This is a genomic window from Paracoccus lutimaris (assembly GCF_003337565.1).
GTDB lineage: Bacteria > Pseudomonadota > Alphaproteobacteria > Rhodobacterales > Rhodobacteraceae > Paracoccus > Paracoccus lutimaris.
The window spans coordinates 73,612-93,037 of sequence record NZ_QPJL01000007.1 but is presented as its reverse complement, the minus strand read 5'-3'; the positions used below and the strand labels follow the sequence as shown (position 1 = coordinate 93,037).

Here is a 19,426-nt window from a genome sequence, read left to right as displayed (position 1 = left end):
GGCCGTTCAGCGCCCTGAGACCGGCATCACCCGGACCCGCATGGCGATCCTTGAACGCGCGCTATTGCTGACCGGCGACGACGACGCGACCACCGCCCGCGGATTTGGCCTGATACAAAGCCGCATCGGCAAGCGCGATCGCGGTTGCAAGATCCTGCTCGGCAGCGATGACAAAGGTCGACACGCCGACGCTGGCAGACAGCTTTGCAATGCCGTTTTCCAAAGCGATCGGCTCCTCGATCCGTTCGATGATCCGATCGAGGATTCGGACGAGATCCCGGACGGAATCATACAGGCTGAACAGCAAGAGGAATTCGTCCCCCCCTGCCCGCGCCACGATATCGCCGCGCCGGACGCCGCTTCGCAAGGCATCCGCAACGGCGATCAGGACATCGTCACCCGCCGCATGCCCGAACCTGTCATTGACATCCTTGAACAGGTCCAGATCCAGTGCGGCAACCGCCAATTCATGACCATTTCCTGCCGGCAGGAACTTTCGGAACTCGCTCTCGAATCCGCGCCGGTTGAGCAGCCCGGTCAGTGCATCCGTCGCCGACATGCGCTCGGCCTCGCGGCGCTCTTTCTCCAGCGCCTCATTCGCCCGCGAAATCTCGCACAGGATGGCCTGGCTGGCCTCGTAGGTGAACAAAAGCTCGATCACGTTGCTGGACGGCGAAAAATCCGATTCCGTCAGCGAAAGCAGCTTGATCGCCTGAGGAAGCGACATGCCGAAGCCAAAATCCACGAGCATCGCGCCGTCAGACAGTTCCACACCATGTCCCCGCAGGACGAGATCCTTCTGCCCATGGACATGGAAGGTGGCGCGGCGACCGCGGCGGAGTTCGGACATCGCGTCACTGTCGGGGCCGATGTCCAGAAACTGGTGATCCGCTGCCAGGACGTCATGGAGGCATTTTGCCTCGCCGAGCAACCTTTGCATGACCGGTCCGGCGCCAAGAATCTGCCCATCCGGGCTGACGACAAGATGCATCGGCATCATGATGGATGCCTCGTCAGCGCCTATCGTATAGGCCGCCTTCACGAAGCTACTCCTGTCTCGGTGTGAGGAACCAGTTCGAACGGACGCATGGCGCTGAACTCGGTCATGGCGACATCGACGCGCAGTTTCCGGTTCAGGACGGTGATGACGGCAAGCGCGCCATAATCATCCGCCATTCCCCGCAGGATACCGGCCAGAAGCATCGGCCAGACTTCGGCATCGCTTTCGATCGAGACTTCGTAGCGCTGCTTTGTCAGCATGGTTACGGCAATCCGGGGTGTCTTCAGGCTTTGGATGATCATGGTGGCACGGCTGGGAAACTCGCCGACCGATTCGACAAATTCCGAAAAATCACGGCCGCTGAACCGCAGCAGCCGGCGGATCGGCTCGCGCCGCGTCAGCCAGCCGCCAAGATCCTCGACCAGTTCTCCCCCGGGCTTCCTGAGAATTCCCGAGGCTTCGGCGATCAGCGTCTTGGTGATGCTGTCCGACGAGCTCTGCAGCAGGAAAAATCCGCGCGGATCGACTTTTGACTGACGCGCCACCCGCTCCCAGATCCGGTCGCCGTAACAATCGCGCAGGAACAGTTCGAAAGAGCGGTTGACCAGCCCGTGCATTCTATTCGATCCCGTCGATTGATTGAAGCTGGTACTGGCCGGCAGCCATAGAGAGGCCACCGGCTGCGGGGTTCCAGAACCGCCCTTTGTCAGGATGATCTGTCGTAACCAGACGAAACTCTGCTTGCTCGGCGGTCAAGGCGACGGCACCGGTCTGCCGCAGGGTGTTTGCATCCAGCAGAACGCACCCCGCTGCAGACGGGGATGGAGACATTTTGCGCTGGTCGGAAATGACGATGGCACCTTGCGTGCAGACCTGAGCCATCGCAGCAAGCCCGGTCCTGCCATTCAGATGGTGGACGGCCAACTGACGGTCGCCCGAGGTCACATATGCAGTTCGGACCGCGGCCTCGCCACGCCAGAGCGGGCGCGCGGCAGCCGTTGCCTGATCTGCCGGGTCGCCGTCGGCATCCAGCCAGTCTGCCACAGCGAACGAGCCGCCACGGGGTCTGGATGGCACCCGCCCGGCATCGGTCAGGATACCGACCGCATCGCCATCGGCGGCGACAAGCATCAGCGGCCTTTCTGCCCCCCACCACGTCAGGGCGGCAAGCATCAACAGCGCGGCGCCCGCAGCCCTTCTGAGCAAGGTAAGGTTTTGGGGGGCAAGCAATTGCTGCACCGGGGCAAGCAGCAGCAGCATTGCCCCTGCCCCCGCCAATGGCAGGACGGCCCAGGGGGCTGCGGAAAGCTCGAACACCGCGCCGCTCAGACTGGCGATCCATTCGGCGATGCCGAGCATCCATCTGGTCCCCAGGCCGACCACCCACAGCGCCGGCCCAGCCAGACCGAACGGGGCGAGCAGCGCGGCAATCACCGCGCCGGGCATGACCAGCATGCCGATGACCGGCACCACCAGCATATTGGCGAGCAGGCCATATTGCGTCATCCGTCCGAAATGCGCCGCAGCAATCGGCGATGTCGCCATGCTGGCCACCAGCGACGACACCAGAAGCAGCAGCAGAGGGCGCAACCACCACGGCAGATGCGACTGGACCTGCAGCCAGGGCCGCTGCACAAGAATCAACGCCACGGTCGCCGCAAAGCTCATCTGAAAGCCGGGCGAGGTCAGCGCCTCGGGGTTGATGGCAAGAATGGCGACAGCGGCGATTGCCACGGTCCGCAGCGATATCGCACGCCGGTCCGCGATGATGGCGATCAACATGACGGCAACCATGATGAAGGCGCGCTCGGTCGCGACGCCGCCGCCCGAAAGCCAGAGATAGGCGGCCGAAGCCATCAGCGCGCCACCGGCGGCAAGCTTATGCATCGGCCATCTGGGAAACGCGCCCAGCCCCTGCACAGCCACCGACGCCAGCCGCAAGGCGGTATAGACGAAGCCGGCAAGCATGCTCATGTGCAGCCCCGAGATCGAGATGATGTGATAAAGGTTCGAGGCCCGCATGACCTCGTTCGTGGCCTCCTCGATCCCGGAACGGTCGCCGGTCATCAATGCGGCGGCGACGGCCCCCGCCTGACCGCCGATCTGCTGACGGACCCGCTCGGCCAGTGACATGCGCAGCCGATGCAGGGCGTAGATACCGCCGCGTTCGGGCGGCGCCACGGCCAGAACCGGTGTTCGGGTGTAGCCGACAGCACCCAGCCCCTCGAACCAGGCCATGCGCCGGAAATCAAATCCCCCCGGCTCGGAGGGTCCAGGTGGCGGTGACAGATGCGCGGTCAGCATGACGCGTTGTCCGGCGACCGGCAGGCTGGTCCCGACCAGAAGCGAAATGCGCACGCGTTCCGGTGTCCTGGATGAGGAGAGATCGCGAAGGCGCAGCTGATCCAGTACAAGACGCATCCGGTCACGGGCGGAACGATCAATGGCGACCACCCTGCCCTCGACCGGGCCATAATAGCGAAAATCCAGCACTGGCGCCGCGATGACGTGAGCGCGCGCGCCCGCAAGCCCCGCCCCGATGACCACAAGCAGGATCGCAAGCATAGCCAGCCGGATCCGGTCTGCCGCAACCCAGCCGAGCAGGCCGAATGCGGCCCGCCGCCCCGCAAGCCAGATCGCCAGCGCACAACCCGCCCCGATTGCGGCGAGCACCGCATAGAAGCCGCTGCCCGGCTCATTGCTGAACGAGAACCAGCCACCAATGCCCAATGCCAGCCAGAACGGCACCCAAGGCAGGATTCCGGCCCGCACCGCGACCGGTGCGCGCTGGACAGCCGTCGCCGCGCGACGCCTCGGCGACGACCAGACCGGCAGGCTTGCCGGCGATGCGCTAACAACCGTTTGCATATGCGAAACTTGTCCTTGGGCCGTCGCTTGCGTATCTCTTGCCCCAAGATTGGCATATCGACCGTTTAGAAAGATTTAACGGCCGCGCCATAAACTCGATTTTCTGGATTGAACTGGCCCCTGATGACTGATTCTCGCCCCGTCGTGACCCGTTTCGCCCCCTCGCCCACCGGCTATCTGCATATCGGTGGTGCGCGGACCGCGCTTTTCAACTGGCTTTATGCCCGCGGCAGGGGCGGAAAATTCCTGCTGCGGATCGAGGATACCGATCGCGCCCGCTCGACCCCCGAGGCAACCGAGGCCATCTTGCAGGGTCTGCGCTGGCTGGGCCTTGACTGGGACGGCGAGCCGGTCAGCCAGTTCGAGGGTCGCGCCCGCCACGCCGAGGTCGCGCGCGAAATGCTGGCGAATGGCGCCGCCTATAAATGCTTCTCTACCCCCGAGGAGATCGAGGAGTTTCGTGAGAAAGCCCGCGCCGAGGGACGCTCGACGCTGTTTCTGTCGCCCTGGCGCGATGCCGACCCGGCCAGCCTGCCCGATGGCTCCTATGTGATCCGCCTGAAGGCGCCGCGGACGGGCCAAACCATCGTCCATGACGCGGTGCAGGGCGATGTGACCTTCGGAAACGAGCAACTGGACGACATGGTGCTGCTGCGCTCGGACGGGACCCCCACATATATGCATGCGGTGGTGGTGGACGATCATGACATGGGCGTCACCCATATCATCCGCGGCGACGATCACCTGACCAATGCCGCGCGCCAGATCCAGATCTATGACGCCATGGGCTGGGAGATCCCGGTCTTTGCCCATATCCCGCTGATCCACGGCCCCGACGGCAAGAAACTGTCCAAGCGCCATGGCGCGGTGGGCCTGCACGAATATGCCGCCATGGGCTATCCGGCCGCCGCGATGCGCAACTATCTGGCGCGGCTCGGCTGGAGCCATGGCGATGACGAGCTTTTTGACGACGCGCAGGCCATGGCATGGTTTGATCTGGGCGGGATCGGCAAGGCGCCGGCGCGGCTCGACTTCAAGAAGCTCGAGCATGTCAGCGGCCATCACATCGCGCAGATGAGTGACGCGGCGTTGCTGGCCGAGCTTGCGGCCTATCTTGAGGCGACCGGCACGCCGGCGCTGAGCGAGCAGCAGGTCGCCTGGCTTTCGCCGGTCCTGACGGCCTTGAAAGCCAAGGCGAAAACCCTGCCGGCGCTGCTGGAACAGGCGCATTTCGCGCTGATCTCGCGCCCGGTGCAGATCGACGAAAAGGCGGCTGCAGCGCTGGATTCTGTATCCCGTGGTATACTGCAAGAATTGACTGCCGCGGTGCAGCATGCTAGTTGGAGCCGCGACGAACTCGAGACGGCAGCCAAGCAGATTGGCGAGTCGCGCGGGCTGGGTCTGGGAAAGATTGCCGCGCCGCTACGCGCGGCGCTTGCCGGGCGCAGTTCGACCCCCAGCGTGTTCGATATGATGTTGGCACTGGGCCGCGATGAAACGCTGGCCCGGCTGCAGGATCAGGCGGGCTGATCGCCCGCGCCCATCACCCGGCCATGCGGCCGGAGACAGGTGAAAGGAACAGGGAATGGCAGGAAACAAAGCCGCAAAACTGCTTGTCGAAGGGAAGGAACTCGAGCTTCCGATCCTCTCGCCGACTGCGGGACCGGATGTCGTCGACATCCGGAAACTCTATGGCCAGGCGGACGTTTTCACCTACGACCCCGGCTTCACGTCGACGGCGTCTTGCGATTCGACCATCACCTATATCGACGGCGAAAAGGGTGAGCTGTGGTATCGCGGCTACCCGATCGAGCAGTTGGCCGCGCATTCGCATTACCTCGAGGTCTGCTACCTGCTGCTTTACGGGGAACTGCCCTCGAACGAGCAACTGGTCGATTTCGAGACCCGCATCACGCGCCACACCATGGTGCATGAACAGATGCACAACTTCTTCCGCGGTTTCCGCCGGGACGCCCATCCGATGGCGACCATGGTGGCCGTGGTCGGCGCCATGTCGGCGTTTTATCACGATTCGACCGACATCAATGACCCTTGGCAGCGCGAGGTCGCCTCGATCCGGCTGATCGCCAAGGTCCCGACCATCGCCGCGATGGCCTATAAATATTCGATCGGCCAGCCCTTCGTCTATCCGCAGAACGAGCTGGATTACGCCAGCAACTTCCTGCACATGTGCTTCTCGGTCCCGGCCGAGAAATACGTCGTGAACCCGGCTTTGGCCCGTGCCATGGACCGCATCTTCACGCTGCATGCGGATCACGAGCAGAACGCCTCGACCTCGACCGTGCGTCTGGCCGGCTCGTCGGGCGCGAACCCGTTCGCCTGCATCGCCGCAGGCATCGCCTGCCTCTGGGGCCCGGCCCATGGCGGCGCCAACCAGGCTGCGCTGGAAATGCTGCGCCAGATCGGCACCGTCGACCAGATCCCGGAATATATCCGCCGCGCCAAGGACAAGGATGATCCGTTCCGGCTGATGGGCTTTGGCCACCGCGTCTACAAGAACTTCGACCCGCGCGCGCGGGTGATGAAGGAATCGGCCGACGAGGTTCTGGACCTGCTGGGCGTTCACAACAACCCGACGCTGCAGGTCGCCAAGGAACTCGAGCGGATCGCGCTTGAGGACGATTATTTCGTCTCGAAGAAGCTTTATCCGAATGTCGATTTCTATTCGGGCATCATCCTTGAGGCGATGGGCTTCCCGACCTCGATGTTCACGCCGATCTTTGCGCTGTCGCGCACGGTGGGCTGGATCTCGCAGTGGAAGGAAATGATCGCCGATCCGCAGAACAAGATCGGGCGCCCGCGGCAGCTTTATGTCGGCTCGCCGCTGCGCGACTACAAGCCGCTGGATCAGCGCTGAGCGCGCCGGATCAGAACCACGAACGGCCCCGGGAAAATTCCGGGGCCGTTTTGCTGCGCCCCCATCATGTGCTCTGCGCCATCGGCTGGCAGGGACGCGGCTATTCGCCGGAATTCACCGAGAACATGAATGCGATCGTCTGGGGCCGTCTGCGGCGCAACCCACTGACCGAGGTGATCTTTACCGGCACCGCCGATTCGATCTGCGCACCCTGCCCCTGGCGCCGCGGTCTGGGCTGCGAGGCGGCCGAGCGCATCACCGGACTGGACGCACGCCATGCGACGGCGCTTGGCCTTCGTCCCGGCCAGCGCATGAGCTGGGCCGAGGCGCAGGGTCGCGCAATCGCACGCGTCAGGCCCAATGACCTGAGCCGCATCTGCGCCGGCTGCCAGTGGATCGGGCTGTGCCAGCCGGCTCTGGCGCGGTTGCAAGAGACGGCCCGCGATCCTTGTGACATGTCAATATGACGCAGCCCGTGCCACGGCCGTGCGACAGGGCTTGCGCGCGCGCCTTGCCGATGCGAAATCACCGCCATGACCGAGAACGATAAAATCGCGCTGATCACCGGCGCCTCGCGCGGCCTTGGCGCCGCTCTGGCCGAGACCCTCGCGGCGCGCGGCTGGCATATCCTGGCCGTGGCCCGCACCACCGGCGCGCTTGAGGAACTGGACGACCGCATCCGCAAGGCCGGCGGCACCGCCACGCTGGCGCCGATGGATGTCGGCACACCCGAGGCGATGGGTCAGCTTGCGCAGGCCGTGGCCGGGCGCTGGGGCGGCCTTGATCTGTGGGCGCATACCGCGATCCATGCCGCGCCGCTATCGCCTGCGGGGCATATCGACGCCAAGGATTTCCAGAAATCCGTCGATCTGAACATCGTGACGACCCGCGGGCTGATCGGCCTGTTCGAGCCGCTCTTGCGCGCCCGCAAGGGCACGGCACTGCTGTTTGACGACAAGCGCGGCGGCAGCAAGTTCTTTGGCAGTTACGGCGCGACCAAGGCCGGTCAGATCGCGCTGGCGCGCAGCTGGCAGCTGGAAAGCGAATCCATCGGCCCCCGCGTTGTCATTGCCGAGCCGGCACCGATGCCCACCGCCGTCCGCGCCCGCTTCTTCCCCGGCGAGGACCGTACTCCTCTGGCCTCCTGCAAGGCCGAGGCCGAGCGGATTCTGGGCGAAGTGCTCAGGTAGAAAAGCGCGCCGCCCGCCCGGCTCGAGCCAACATATCCCAAGCCATTCTCAGCGCTTCCGCGCATCGGCTGAACACGACGAACAGGCCGCTCCGTTATGGCCACAATGCGCGAGGCGAATGCCTCAGCGCCGCGCCGCCGCGATGTCGCCCCCGGCCGCATGGGCCGAGGCCCATGCCCATTGGAAGTTATATCCGCCCAGCCAGCCGGTCACGTCAACGACCTCACCGATGAAGTAAAGGCCCGGCACCGTTCTGGCCACCAGACTGCGCGAATCGAGGCCTCGGGTATCGACCCCGCCCAGGGTAACTTCGGCGGTGCGCCAGCCTTCCGAGCCGACCGGCCGCAGCCCCCAGCGGTTGACCCGCGCGCCGACCCGCTGCAGCATCTCATTGCCCTGATCTGCCAGTCTTGCGCCCTGCAATCCGCATTCCAGCGCGACCGCATCGGCGAGCCGCGCCGGCAGCCAGCGCGCCAATGCCGTTGAAATGCCGACGCGGCCACCCTGCCCCCGCGCCTCGCGCAGGCCGGCGGCAATGTCGATATCCGGTGCCAGATCGACGAGGATTTCGTCCCCGGGGCGCCAGAAATTCGAGATCTGCAGGATTGCCGGCCCCGAAAGACCGCGATGTGTGAACAGCAATCCATCGCGGAACTGCGCGCGATGACGGCCTGTCCCGTGGCTGACCGCGGCGGTGACTGAAAGCCCTGCGAGAGGACGGCATTTGTCCAGGTCCTGCTGCGCAAAGGTCAGCGGCACCAGCCCGGCGCGCGGCTCGACCAGATCAAGTCCGCAGCTGCGCGCGATATCATATCCGATGCCGGTCGCCCCCATCTTCGGGATTGATCTGCCGCCGGTCGCGACGACAACCCGGCCTGCCCGGACGGGGCCGGCCGAAGTTGTGATCACAAAACCATCGCCATGTTGCGTGACCGCCTCGACCGCGGTGCTCAGCCGCAGCTCGGCGCCACGCATGCGATGCAGCAGCATGTCGATGATCTGGCGGGCGCTGCCATCGCAGAAAAGCTGTCCCAGCATCTTTTCGTGCCAGGCGATGCCCGCATTGTCGACAAGCGCCACGAATTCCTGTGGACGGAACCCCGCAAGTGCCGAGGCGGAAAAGCGTGGGTTCCGCGACAGGAAACGATCCGGCACGCTGGCGAGATTGGTGAAATTGCAGCGCCCTCCCCCCGAGATCCGGATCTTTTCGCCCGGGGCGGCGGCGTGATCCAGCACGAGCACCCTGTGCCCCTCCATACCGTCGGCGCGCAGGATCGAGCCCGCGCAGAAAAGGCCAGCCGCGCCGGCGCCCAGAATGACCGTATCCATCGTCTCCATGCGAGGCGCTTAACGGGCGCGCAACGCCCCGGCAAGACGCATCCGGTGTTATTCGACGCACGCGTCCGCAAGGAGAAGTGCAGAGGCTTGAAGAGTTGGGGATGGGCCGAAAAACAAGACTGCAACGGGCTGTTTGGCGGATCTCATGTGGCTAGACGTTGCCCGCGCCGGGGCAAACCTGAGAGCCGCGCGAAGCAGCAGTTCAGTGCGCTTTTCCTGCCTCCTTTCCGCTGCGCCAACCCCTGCCAAACGCCGCAAAACGCGCTGCCACGTCCACGCCGGAAAATGAGACGCTTGGCAATCGGCTTGCGGATTGAGGAGCGAGCGGTTGAGAAACGCAGAATCCGCTTGCCACCCGCGCTTGTGCGATCTATTCGACCGTGGCTCGGAGGAGTGGCAGAGTGGTTTAATGCACCGGTCTTGAAAACCGACGTAGGTGGAAGCCTACCGTGGGTTCGAATCCCACCTCCTCCGCCACTTGCCCCAGCGAAAGCGTTCTCCCGATCCGGCTGCGGCCGGATTTTTCCGTTGTTTTCGAGAGTTATGCGGGAGGGGCTGTTAACCGGCTCACGCCCCGAAGGGCGCACACGCGTTCTCTCCGGGCCGATATTCTCCGGACCTGTTAACCGCCGCGCTTTCGGTGAACAGCTCGCAAGTCACTGATTAGAATAAGAATAATCGTCTGCGAGCGGTGATCGCTGTTCGTATTGGCGTTTGGCATGAGGACGACACTGTCCTCGAACTGAGCGCGCGCGACGGCCGCGGTCTATTGCAGAGTGCGCCCTTCGTGGTGCCGCACTTCGTCCTCAATCTGATTCACGAAGTCTTCGATCTGGTCCTCGTCAAACACCTTGTTGTCGAACGGCACCTGACGAAGGATCTCGACGGCATTCCGGTACGCTGGCTCCAAGGAGGTGTTCTGAGGACGCCCCACTATGAAATGAACCTGAACATCCTCGGTTGTGCCAATCTTGACGGCTGAAAGGTGCCCCAGCCAGCGGCGTGCCTTATCCTTGATGTTGTCTGCGTCAGACAGGTCGAATGAAAGTGGCTCGTATACGTGCCAGCGCCCGTTCTTCCACGCATGACGAAACTCGACAGCGTCCGTATTTCCTTGGATGCGCTTCGGCTCCAGCTCAACGTTTACACCATGCTCCTTGAGCTTCGCCTCGACGGGACGCCATACGTCGTCATCACTCCGTCGGCGCTCAGACGGTCGATCATACCTCGATACAAAACGCAGATAGAGCTGATCGAAGGTCTTCTGCGGGTCCGCAGTCAGGCCGGCGCCTACTGGCGACCACTGCAACGAGCTGTCATCGAGCGGCAACGCGATCCGCGCATAGTCACCGGCTGTCCTCTCGCCTTTGAAAAGGCCCTCACTTTTCAGACTACGCTGAACGCTCTTCATCCCCCGATCGATGGCTTCGATCGCGCGCTTGTAGGACTCACTGTCCAGATCCGGAAAAACATTCTTTATACGGCCGAATGTTTTGCGGGATTTCGTCAGGATGAGCGGTCGACCAGGGACGACCATGACCAAGCCGACATTCACGAACTCGCCCGTAAGGACATCGTGAATGTATCGCAGAACGACGTAGCTATACGGCTCCTTCGCGGTCATGCCAGTATCCTCCCAAGTTCCCCGATGCATGCATCGATGTTGTCCCTAGCCTCGGCGATCAACTTCAGCGCAGCATCTATGTCGGCGCGGGCTGCTGCCCACTCCGGGGGGATGGCTCCTTCATACTCCTGCAGCCGCGCATCCGACAAGGCGCTCCAGCGAGATTTGATCTCGCTGAAGTCGAACGGCGCGCCTTTCAGCTCATGCACGAAAATATGCCTGCCAGGGGTTTCTAAGTCCCTCATGCCGCCAAGTACCCATGGCGCGCGCCACAGGAGGAGCAGGCGGTGGGCGAAGGCAAGCTCGTGATCGATGATCCTCAGATCGTTGCCCCTGACAAGGCAGTTCGGATTCTCCGCCCGCCGATCAGGGTTCTGGATGATCGCGTCGAACAGCAGGATGCCAGCGGCAACTGGCCTCATCGCGTCAGAGAGGCGCTGACCGCTGCTCCAGGCGGAGAAACCCGTGCTGCGCGTAGAGCCAAACGCCAAGGGACAACTGCGGCGCAGCTTGTCAGCGATCTGGGGGTCTGTCACCACCGGAAAAATCTCCGGCGGGATCTCGACGATCCAGGGCCTTGGCACCGGAAGCCCCAGATCGGCTGCAAGACATGCGGCAATGGCCTCTCTCGCCAGGTTCACTACCGCCTGGTCGCAACCTGCCGAAAGCTTGACGAAAACTTCGACCTCTTCCTCGCCATCCGCCTCGCAGGCCGACAGGACAGGCCCCGTTCGTCCCTGTACCGCAGCCCGGTCGATCCGGGTAAGGACGGCGCGAGGTATCATGCGGCCTTCGCCCGACCGTCGAAGATCTCGTGTAGCATGGCCGGAATAAGAGCCTCCACGTCCTTAGCAGTGCTGGCGCGGATGCCGCGGGCTTCGCGGGCCTTCGCATGCAGACGGTCAAACCATTCCTGGCGGCCGATCGGTGGCGTCGGAACGGTGATTGCCTCCAGCGCTCCTTGCCCCAGAGTGCGGTTCCTGTCGGCACTTCCGGGCGATGCGGATTGGACCTTGCCGAGACCTTCAGAGGTCTGGAGGTAGAACCAGATGAACTCGGCTGTCGCGAGCCCCTGAGTGGGAACGCATGTCAGGTAGCGGTGCGAGCCGACCCGCCCATGGTCATCGGGGCCAGCCACTGCGAACGCCCCCTCCCAAGCCTTGATGTTGCTGAACACGAGGTCGCCTTGCTGAACAAGGAAGAGCTTTTGCCAGCTCAGGTCCGCGCCCAGCAGATCGGGTTTATGAAAAGTACCGCGGCCGAACGAACGGACGCCGAGCTCGGGATAGCTCGCGTCAAGATCGATCTCGACCGGCCTGCGCATCAGCGGCGCGACCTCGGCCATGGGGCGCAGGGGGGCGCCATCGATGGCGCGCTGAAAGGCTTTTAGCAGCAGCGCCCGCGTCTCCCGCTCTGCCGCCTCGATAGCGTTGCGGCGTTCGTCCACCAGTGCCGCGACCTGGTCGAGCCTTTCGACGATGCGGCGCTGATCGTCGAGGGACGGCAGCGGGATCTTTAGCGACAGGAACTTTTCTGGAGAAATAGTGTCGCGGCGCGCGCCCATACCGCGGGACTTCCGACGTAGTGCATGCCAATTGGGAGCATACTTAAGGAACCATCCCACATAGGCGATAATTGCCCGTTCCTCGTCGCAGCGGAATGTGGGGAACTGGGTCGAGAGAAAGCGTCCAGAATTTTCTGGATCAACGACGGCGATCGCACCTTCCCAGCCCTTGAGTTGGCTTAAGACGACCTGCCCGACCGAAAGATGGTGAAAACGCTTGTAGGTTGTCTCCGATCCGCGCAGCGGCTCACGATGGAAAAGCCCTCGCCCAAAGCCGTAGACGCCAGACATTTCGTAAGTTGTATTCGCATCAATATCGACTGCATTTATATCAAGCTGCAGAACTTCGGACAGCGGAACACTCTTGTCGCGCATCACAGTCGCTCCGCTAGCACGGCCTTGATCTCGTCCATAATCTCGATGATCCGCTGCTCCTGTGCGATGATCGCATCCGCGATCTCCGCCGGCGCACGGTGATCTACGACCTCTGCGGAATGCGGGTTCTTGATGTCCAGGTTGCAGGCGACAACGCGATCCTGCGCGTCGCGCTGGATCAGGTCAGCGGCCGAGACCTTCCAGGCGCGCTCGTTCGGCTCGCGCTTCTTCCACCAGGCGAGGCAGTCCGCAAATTCCTCATAGGCCATGGGCGCGGTCTTCGAGTACTTCTTGCGGCCCTCCGGCAGCGGCATCTCGTAGTACCAGATGTCCTTCGTCGGTCCGGTCGTGTCGAAGAAGATCAGGTTTGCCGGGATGTCCGTATAGGGCGCGAAGACCCCCTCACGCAGCCGGACCACCGTGTGCAGGTTGAACTTCTCGAGCAGGTCCGCCTTGATCCGCGCCGAGATGCCATCGCCGAACAGCGTGCCGTGCGGAACGACGACCGCGGCCCGCCCGCGCCCGGCGCGCTTCAGCCGCCGCATGATCAGTTGCAGGAACAGTAGCGCCGTTTCGGCCGTGCGCCGGTCCTCGGGGAAGTTGTTGAGGATGCCCGCCTCCTCCTCGCCGCCGAACGGCGGATTGGTCAGGATGACATTGACCCTCTGATCCTCGCCGATCTCGGCCAGGCGGAAGCGAAGGGCGTTGCCGGGGTCGATGCGCGGGGCATGCAGGCCGTGCAGCAGGAGGTTGAGCTGGGACAGAAGGAACGGTAGCGACTTGGCCTCGCCACCGAAGAAGCTGTCCTCCTGCAGGATGCGCCGCTTCTCGACCGTATCGGCCTGGCGCTCGAGATGCTGAAAGGCCTCTGTCAGAAATCCGCCGGTGCCGCATGCCGGATCGAGGATGGTCTCGCCCAGTTTGGGATCGGTCACTTCGACCATGAACCGCACGACCGGCCGAGGCGTGTAGAACTCGCCTGAGTCCCCTGCCGCGTCACGCATCTCGCGCAGCAGCGTCTCGTAAAGGCGACCGAGGGTATGGACTTCCTCCGACGAGTCGAAGTGGATGCCGTCGATCAGATTGACGACGTCGCGCAGCAGGTAGCCGCTCTCCATCCGGTTTGCGAAGCCCTGAAAGACGGTCGCGATCACGTCGCGCCGTTCGCGCCGCCCGTTATCGCCTCGCAAGCCTCGGAGATAGGCGAAGAGCCCCGGGCCGCGCGTGTCGTCCGGGCGCTCGGTCATTTCGGAAACGAGAAACGACAGGAGGTCGGGGCCGGTGATGCCATCCGCATCTGCCGCCCAGTCGCGCCAACGATAAGGGGCTTCGATAATCGGGCGATAGTCCTTGCCTGCGAGCTCCGCGCGTCCTTCCTCGATCCGTTCCATGTCGTCGAGGAACTTCAGGAACATGATCCAGGTCAGCATCGGCAACCGATCGAGGTCGCCGTTCAGCCCCTTGTCCTTTCGCATGATCTTGCGGGCGGACTTGATGATGCTGTCGAGACGCTGGGCAGTGGTCAGTTGCTTCGGCGCAGCCTTCTTACGGGCGGTTCTGGCCAAGTTGGATCTCCTTCAATTCAAGCGGTGTAGAGCAAACGCTGCAGCTCGGTGACGGCGCTGCGCAGCTCCTTGCCCCCGCCGAAGCGGGCGGCGATTTCGATGACGTTGCCCCACTCGTTGAACGGGGGCACTTCCAGGATGTCCGGAAGCTTGAACTGGGCACTGCCATGTTCGGCATACTTTTCAAGCACGGCATCCAAGACCTCGCGGGCATCCGGCCCGAAGCGGTCCAGAAACTCGTCCTGCTCTCTCAGCAGACGGTCAGCACGCTCGCGCCGGGTTCGCAGCGGCGCGTTATATGCCAGATGGCAAAGGAGATCGAACGGATCGGCCTCCGGCTTTCCGACTGCATCAGCCAGGGAATCGAGGTCGATGCCCTTCTCCTCGAGCCGCTCGACGATCTCCGCCCGGCGTTCGGGGTCAAGCCAGTCCGTGCGCAGTTCCGACGCATTGGGATAGAGCGTGCGAACCTTGTCGCCGGTGTAATCGGTAAGCTGGCGGCAGGCGAGCTGCCGCCCGTCAGAATCGAGTTCGTAGACGAGGTGCCGGACGATCGAGACCTCGCCGCCATCAACATAGAACTTGCGGGGCCCGTTCTCGCCCGCGTCCCCCAGATCGACGGGTCCATCCGGCATATCGGGCCCTTCTGGAAAATCGTCGGGATCCAGTGCCACTTCTTCGATCTCGCGCTCTTCCACGATGTCGCCGTCTGCATTGATGACCGCTTCGTCCTCGCGGACGGGATCGCCGTCAAAGGCGGGATCGGCGAACATGCGCGTCGCGGTCCCGGTGTAGTCGATGATGTTGAAGGCGAGCTTGCCGTAGTCGGGCCTGAGACGGGTGCCTCGCCCGATGATCTGCTTGAACTCGGGCATGGAGCCCACGACCCGCGCGAGCACCACGTTCTTGCAGGTCGGGGCGTCCACGCCGGTCGTGAGAAGCTGCGACGTGGTGAGGATGACCGGCGTCTGGGTCTCGACATCCTGAAACTTCGCCCTGTGCGCGCTTCCCACATCGCCTTCGTCGGACGTCACGCGGCAAACGTAGTCGGGATGGTCCTTCACGAGATCGGTGTTCAGGGCGGCGAGCGCCTGCCGCATCTCGAGCGCGTGTTCCTGGTCGACGCAGAAGACGATGGTCTTGGCGAAGCGGTCGGTCTCGGCCATGAAGCCCGCGAGATGTCTCGCAATGGCCTGCGTTCGTGCACGCAGCGCCACGACCCGCTCGAAGTCCCGCGTGGAGTATTCGGCGTCGGGGATTTCTCGCCCATAACGATCAAGTTCACCCCGCGTCGGTCGCCATCCGGCGGCGTCGTAGTCCGAGATGACGCGGTGGACGCGATACGGGGCCAGGAAGCCGTCAGCGATGCCCTGCGCGAGGCTGTACTCATAGAGCGGATCGCCGAAATAGTTGTAAGTGTCGACGTTATCCTCTCGCCGCGGCGTCGCTGTCATCCCGATCTGGGTCGCAGGCTCGAACCACTCGAGGATTTCTCGCCAGTTGCTGTCGTCCCGGGCGCTGCCACGATGGCATTCGTCAATGATGATGAGATCGAAGAAGTCGCGCGCATACTCTCGGTAGAGGCCGGGACGGTTCTCGTCACGCGCGATGGACTGGTAGATTGCGAAATACATGTCGCGGCTCTTGACCGCCACGCCGCCAGCTATCTTGTGACGGGCGTCGCCAAACGGGCTGAAATCCTTTGCCATCGGATCGTCGACCAGGACGTTGCGATCAGCGAGAAACAGGATCTTCGGGTTTCGGTTGACCCCTTTGGAATTCCAGCGTGCTGACCATAGCTTCCAGCAGATCTGGAAGGCGACGGCAGTCTTGCCCGCTCCGGTGCACAGTGTGAGAAGGGCCCGCGTCCTGCCCTGAAGGGCCGCTTGAACCGCGCGGTTCACCGCGATTTCCTGATAGTAGCGAAGGGGTTTGGCTCGGTCTGGAAAGGTGGGCGTCAGCAGCCGTTCGGCCACTTGGTCGTCGACAATGCCCTCGGCGCGGCGAAGCCGGGCCCAAAGGTCATCAGGCGCCGGGAAATCCGAAATCGTTCGCTCGATGCCGGTCGTGTAGTCGAACTCGACAATCTCGATCCCGTTGGTCGAATACGCGAACCGAAGTCCAAGGATTTCCGCATATTCCTTGGCTTGTTGGAGGCCCTCCGCGGCGTGCCGGTAGCGGGATTTGGCCTCAACGACCGCGATCGGGAAATCCGGATTGTATCGGAGAAGATAGTCTGAGCGCTTCTGCTTGCCACGGCGAGCTTTGCCGCCGACAAATACAACTCGGCCGTCAGTAAAAGTTCTCTGCTCGTTTATCGCGTGCGGGCGATCATCCCAGCCTGCTTCCTGCAGCTTCGGGACGACGAACTTCCTGCAGGTATCGGCTTCGTTCATGCGCAATCTACTTCGCCCGGTTTCGACATGCCATCGCGCAGCAAACGGCTTGTCAAAGAACTCGGCTCAGATCAACGCGCAATTCTTTGGTTTGGCAGCTCTTTCGCCCGACAACGGCTCGGAGAAGCTACAGCGTGGCCGACTGATGCCGCAAGCCTTATTCCGTCCCTCGCAGCAAGGACTCGCGCTGCCTCGACCATTCATCGGGGATCTGCACTCGCAGCGACTGAAGCGTCAGGCCCGGGGGATGCCGTGCGTCGAGTATCGCCTCGACGAGATCGGGCGCAAGCTGCGTCAGCCGAAGCACACGCGTGAGGTAGGAGACAGCGATGCCTTCCTGCGCGGCGAGGTCGGCTACCGTGGCGAAGTCACCGTTGTCGAGCATCCTCTTCCAGCGGAACGCGCGCGCAAGCGCCTTGATGAGCGTATCGTCCGGCTTCCCGCGCGCTTGGGTGCCTGATGGCCGCTGCATCTCTTTCCGCCCGCCGCGCTTCACGATGCGGAATGGCACGTGGATTGTAATGGTCTCGGGGACCGCCGTCGCGCGGGTCATGCCGCTGCTCCGATGCTGCCAGACAGCATCTCGCGCGCGAGCCCTCCGAGGCCGTCCATCCGGAGCCGGAAGTTGAGCCCGTTCGTGCCGATATCGACGCGCTCGACCAGCAGCGTGACTATGCGCGCCTGCTCGGCGGGGAAGAGTTCGTCCCACAGCGGATCGAGCTGCTGCAGAGCCGAACGAGCGTCAGCCTCGGTTATATCGTCGGCGTGAGCGCGCGCCGCCTTCCATGTGCCCGCAACGATCTCTGGCTGCCGGAACACGGCACGGAGTTGGTCGATGACCGCGGCCTCGATCTCCCCTGCCGGCACGCGGCCCACGGGGCATGACCCGGCACCATGCTTCAGCACTGTCTGGCTGACGTAGTAGCGGTAGAGCCTGGCGCCCTTGCGGGTGTGGGTCGGCGAGAACGCGGCGCCATCGGGACCGAAGAGTAGTCCCTTCAGCAGCGCGGGCGTGTCGGCGCGAGTCCGGGCGGCGCGCTTGCGGGGGCTTTCCTGCAGGATGGCGTGGACGCGGTCCCACGTTTCGCGGTAGATGATCGGGTCGTGCTCGCCGGGATAGCTTTCGCCCTTGTGCACCGCCTCACCGATGTAGGCGCGGTTGCTGAGAATCCGGTAGATGTATTTCTTGTCAATCCGGTTGCCGCGCGGCGTCCGGAGACCCCGGGTGCCGACCTCCCGCGCCAGTTCCGTGCAGGACCCGATCTCGAGGAAGCGGGCGAAGATCCAGCGCACATGCGCGGCGGTTTCTTCGTCGACCATCAGCTTCCGGTTCTCGACCCGATAACCGTAGGGCGGCACCCCGCCCATCCACATGCCTTTCTTCCGGCTGGCAGCGACCTTGTCGCGGATCCGCTCGGCCGTCACCTCGCGTTCGAACTGGGCGAACGAGAGCAGGATGTTCAGCGTCAGCCGCCCCATGGAGGTGGTGGTGTTGAACGACTGTGTGACGGAGACGAACGTCACGCCGTTCCGGTCGAACACCTCGACCAGCTTGGCGAAGTCGGCGAGCGAGCGGCTGAGGCGGTCGATCTTGTAGACGACCACCACGTCGACCAGCCCGTCCTCGATGTCCTCCAGCAGCCGCTGCAGACCGGGCCGCTCCAGCGTCCCGCCCGAAATGCCGCCGTCGTCATACTGATCGCGGACCAGCACCCAGCCCTCGGACCGCTGGCTGGCGATGAACGCCTCGCAGGCTTCCCTTTGGGCGTGAAGCGAGTTGAACTCCTGCTCCAGCCCTTCCTCGGAGGACTTCCGGGTGTAGACGGCGCAGCGGAGCTTGCGGACGACCTTCGATTTATCCGGCGGCTTCGTCATGTCCGCCCCCTGTGGTTCTTGAGCCCGAAGAAGACCCAGCCGTTCCAGCGCGTACCGGTGATCGCGCGGGCGATTGCCGACAGCGACTTGTAGGGCCGCCCCTGCCACTCGAAGCCGTCGGCGGTGACGGTGACGATCTGCTCGACGCCCTGCCATTCTCGCAGCAGCCGCGTGCCGGTAATCGGGCGGTCGCGATCGGCGCGGATGCTCCGCTTCGCCCGGTCGCCGCCATCCAGTTCTTCGCCCAGCCGTTCCAGCCGCCGGATCGTCTCCGGCTTCAGCCCGCCATAGGCCAGTTCCTGGATGCGGTAGGCGATACGGCTTTCAAGGTAGCGGCGGTTGAACGGCGGCGGCTCACTGTCGAACAGGTCGCGCCACTGTTTCTTCAGGTCGGGCGTCGGCGTGGTCTTGAGCGCGGCCAGGCGCGCGGGGATCGGATCGGGCTTGTTCATGCATTTCTCCGGTGAGTTGGAGTTGCATGACGGCATTGGTCGGGCGGATAGTGTAGGCAACGTTCTCCAGCATCGTCAGTTACTTCGCCCCCATCCCGCATGCGCAATCGAACCAGCCCAAGCGCCAGCAGACCGCACAGCTCGTCACGGCGCTCTGCGGGCGTCATCTGGTCCGGCGGCAGTGGATTGGGGCGTTTCATGTCTCGGTGGCCGTGATCGGTGGTGCTGCTACCGATCAAAAGCCACCTGGCGGCTGCCGACGGGACAGCCCCATGTCGGAGCAGGAGAAAATCTGTTGATG

General features: G+C 63.6%; 16 protein-coding genes and 1 tRNA gene. 5 read left to right on the top strand and 12 right to left on the bottom strand.

Annotated elements, in window-relative coordinates; translation table 11 throughout:
* Positions 1–61 precede the first annotated feature (61 nt).
* From DFP89_RS08470 to DFP89_RS08460, 3 genes are read right to left on the bottom strand one after another with little or no spacing between them, the layout of a single operon-like run.
* Positions 62–1,042, bottom strand: a complete 981-nt coding sequence (locus tag DFP89_RS08470) for a GGDEF domain-containing protein (protein WP_114348954.1) — start codon at positions 1,040–1,042, stop codon at positions 62–64.
* Complete coding sequence (locus DFP89_RS08465) at positions 1,039–1,617, bottom strand: heme NO-binding domain-containing protein (RefSeq protein ID WP_114348953.1); 579 nt, start codon at positions 1,615–1,617, stop codon at positions 1,039–1,041. Before DFP89_RS08465 ends, DFP89_RS08470 begins: the two co-directional genes overlap by 4 nt.
* Before the next feature lies 1 nt (position 1,618).
* Positions 1,619–3,868, bottom strand: a complete 2,250-nt coding sequence (locus DFP89_RS08460; RefSeq protein ID WP_114348952.1) for a ComEC/Rec2 family competence protein — start codon at positions 3,866–3,868, stop codon at positions 1,619–1,621.
* 123 nt (positions 3,869–3,991) lie between these two features.
* Here DFP89_RS08460 and gltX point away from each other — a divergent pair, with 123 nt between their 5' ends.
* The 4 genes from gltX to DFP89_RS08440 all read left to right on the top strand — a co-directional run bounded on the left by gltX (position 3,992) and on the right by DFP89_RS08440 (position 7,936).
* Positions 3,992–5,398, top strand: coding sequence for a glutamate--tRNA ligase (gene gltX / locus DFP89_RS08455; protein WP_114349039.1), 1,407 nt, complete (start codon positions 3,992–3,994; stop codon positions 5,396–5,398).
* Positions 5,399–5,453: 55 nt separating this feature from the next.
* Positions 5,454–6,746, top strand: coding sequence for a citrate synthase (gltA, locus tag DFP89_RS08450; protein ID WP_114348951.1), 1,293 nt, complete (start codon positions 5,454–5,456; stop codon positions 6,744–6,746).
* Between the two features lie 50 nt (positions 6,747–6,796).
* Positions 6,797–7,213, top strand: coding sequence for a DUF1284 domain-containing protein (locus DFP89_RS08445; RefSeq protein WP_245948626.1), 417 nt, complete (start codon positions 6,797–6,799; stop codon positions 7,211–7,213).
* 66 nt (positions 7,214–7,279) lie between these two features.
* The gene (locus DFP89_RS08440) at positions 7,280–7,936 is read left to right on the top strand and encodes an SDR family NAD(P)-dependent oxidoreductase (protein ID WP_114348950.1); all 657 of its coding nucleotides are present in this window, start codon (positions 7,280–7,282) and stop codon (positions 7,934–7,936) included.
* Between the two features lie 123 nt (positions 7,937–8,059).
* Here DFP89_RS08440 and DFP89_RS08435 read toward each other — a convergent pair whose 3' ends face one another.
* Entirely contained in the window at positions 8,060–9,274 is a 1,215-nt protein-coding gene (locus DFP89_RS08435; RefSeq protein ID WP_114348949.1) for a BaiN/RdsA family NAD(P)/FAD-dependent oxidoreductase, read from the bottom strand.
* A gap of 387 nt (positions 9,275–9,661) precedes the next feature.
* On the opposite strand from DFP89_RS08435, the gene DFP89_RS08430 reads away from it, so the two are divergent.
* Positions 9,662–9,751 (top strand) — tRNA-Ser (locus DFP89_RS08430).
* Positions 9,752–10,040: 289 nt separating this feature from the next.
* On the opposite strand, the gene DFP89_RS08425 is transcribed toward DFP89_RS08430, so the two are convergent.
* The 8 genes from DFP89_RS08425 to DFP89_RS08390 all read right to left on the bottom strand — a co-directional run bounded on the left by DFP89_RS08425 (position 10,041) and on the right by DFP89_RS08390 (position 19,125).
* Positions 10,041–10,898, bottom strand: a complete 858-nt coding sequence (locus tag DFP89_RS08425) for a DUF3037 domain-containing protein (protein WP_167650091.1) — start codon at positions 10,896–10,898, stop codon at positions 10,041–10,043.
* On the bottom strand, positions 10,895–11,683 hold the full coding sequence (locus DFP89_RS08420; RefSeq protein WP_114348948.1) for a HipA family kinase: 789 nt from the start codon (positions 11,681–11,683) through the stop codon (positions 10,895–10,897). Before DFP89_RS08420 ends, DFP89_RS08425 begins: the two co-directional genes overlap by 4 nt.
* Positions 11,680–12,837 (bottom strand): restriction endonuclease subunit S, encoded by a 1,158-nt coding sequence (locus DFP89_RS08415; protein WP_095641407.1) that lies wholly within the window; start codon positions 12,835–12,837, stop codon positions 11,680–11,682. Before DFP89_RS08415 ends, DFP89_RS08420 begins: the two co-directional genes overlap by 4 nt.
* Positions 12,837–14,402, bottom strand: coding sequence for a class I SAM-dependent DNA methyltransferase (locus DFP89_RS08410; protein WP_202879105.1), 1,566 nt, complete (start codon positions 14,400–14,402; stop codon positions 12,837–12,839). The genes DFP89_RS08415 and DFP89_RS08410 overlap by 1 nt, the downstream gene beginning before the upstream one ends.
* A gap of 17 nt (positions 14,403–14,419) precedes the next feature.
* Positions 14,420–16,798, bottom strand: a complete 2,379-nt coding sequence (gene hsdR, locus DFP89_RS08405; protein WP_181870287.1) for an EcoAI/FtnUII family type I restriction enzme subunit R — start codon at positions 16,796–16,798, stop codon at positions 14,420–14,422.
* A gap of 157 nt (positions 16,799–16,955) precedes the next feature.
* On the bottom strand, positions 16,956–17,351 hold the full coding sequence (locus tag DFP89_RS08400; RefSeq protein ID WP_095641409.1) for a hypothetical protein: 396 nt from the start codon (positions 17,349–17,351) through the stop codon (positions 16,956–16,958).
* The gene (locus DFP89_RS08395; RefSeq protein ID WP_114348946.1) at positions 17,348–18,673 is read right to left on the bottom strand and encodes a recombinase family protein; all 1,326 of its coding nucleotides are present in this window, start codon (positions 18,671–18,673) and stop codon (positions 17,348–17,350) included. Before DFP89_RS08395 ends, DFP89_RS08400 begins: the two co-directional genes overlap by 4 nt.
* Positions 18,670–19,125 (bottom strand): DUF2924 domain-containing protein, encoded by a 456-nt coding sequence (locus DFP89_RS08390; protein ID WP_114348945.1) that lies wholly within the window; start codon positions 19,123–19,125, stop codon positions 18,670–18,672. Before DFP89_RS08390 ends, DFP89_RS08395 begins: the two co-directional genes overlap by 4 nt.
* Positions 19,126–19,426 lie beyond the last annotated feature (301 nt).

Excerpts from the sequence above, each read along its gene's own strand:
- gltX (WP_114349039.1), top strand. The coding sequence starts at position 3,992 with ATGACTGATTCTCGCCCCGTCGTGACCCGTTTCGCCCCCTCGCCCACC.
- hsdR (WP_181870287.1), bottom strand. The coding sequence starts at position 16,798 with ATGAACGAAGCCGATACCTGCAGGAAGTTCGTCGTCCCGAAGCTGCAG.
- DFP89_RS08420 (WP_114348948.1), bottom strand. The coding sequence starts at position 11,683 with ATGATACCTCGCGCCGTCCTTACCCGGATCGACCGGGCTGCGGTACAG.
- DFP89_RS08460 (WP_114348952.1), bottom strand. The coding sequence starts at position 3,868 with ATGCAAACGGTTGTTAGCGCATCGCCGGCAAGCCTGCCGGTCTGGTCG.
- DFP89_RS08390 (WP_114348945.1), bottom strand. The coding sequence starts at position 19,125 with ATGAACAAGCCCGATCCGATCCCCGCGCGCCTGGCCGCGCTCAAGACC.
- DFP89_RS08435 (WP_114348949.1), bottom strand. The coding sequence starts at position 9,274 with ATGGAGACGATGGATACGGTCATTCTGGGCGCCGGCGCGGCTGGCCTT.
- DFP89_RS08415 (WP_095641407.1), bottom strand. The coding sequence starts at position 12,837 with ATGCGCGACAAGAGTGTTCCGCTGTCCGAAGTTCTGCAGCTTGATATA.
- DFP89_RS08425 (WP_167650091.1), bottom strand. The coding sequence starts at position 10,898 with ATGACCGCGAAGGAGCCGTATAGCTACGTCGTTCTGCGATACATTCAC.
- DFP89_RS08395 (WP_114348946.1), bottom strand. The coding sequence starts at position 18,673 with ATGACGAAGCCGCCGGATAAATCGAAGGTCGTCCGCAAGCTCCGCTGC.
- DFP89_RS08400 (WP_095641409.1), bottom strand. The coding sequence starts at position 17,351 with ATGACCCGCGCGACGGCGGTCCCCGAGACCATTACAATCCACGTGCCA.
- gltA (WP_114348951.1), top strand. The coding sequence starts at position 5,454 with ATGGCAGGAAACAAAGCCGCAAAACTGCTTGTCGAAGGGAAGGAACTC.
- DFP89_RS08465 (WP_114348953.1), bottom strand. The coding sequence starts at position 1,617 with ATGCACGGGCTGGTCAACCGCTCTTTCGAACTGTTCCTGCGCGATTGT.
- DFP89_RS08440 (WP_114348950.1), top strand. The coding sequence starts at position 7,280 with ATGACCGAGAACGATAAAATCGCGCTGATCACCGGCGCCTCGCGCGGC.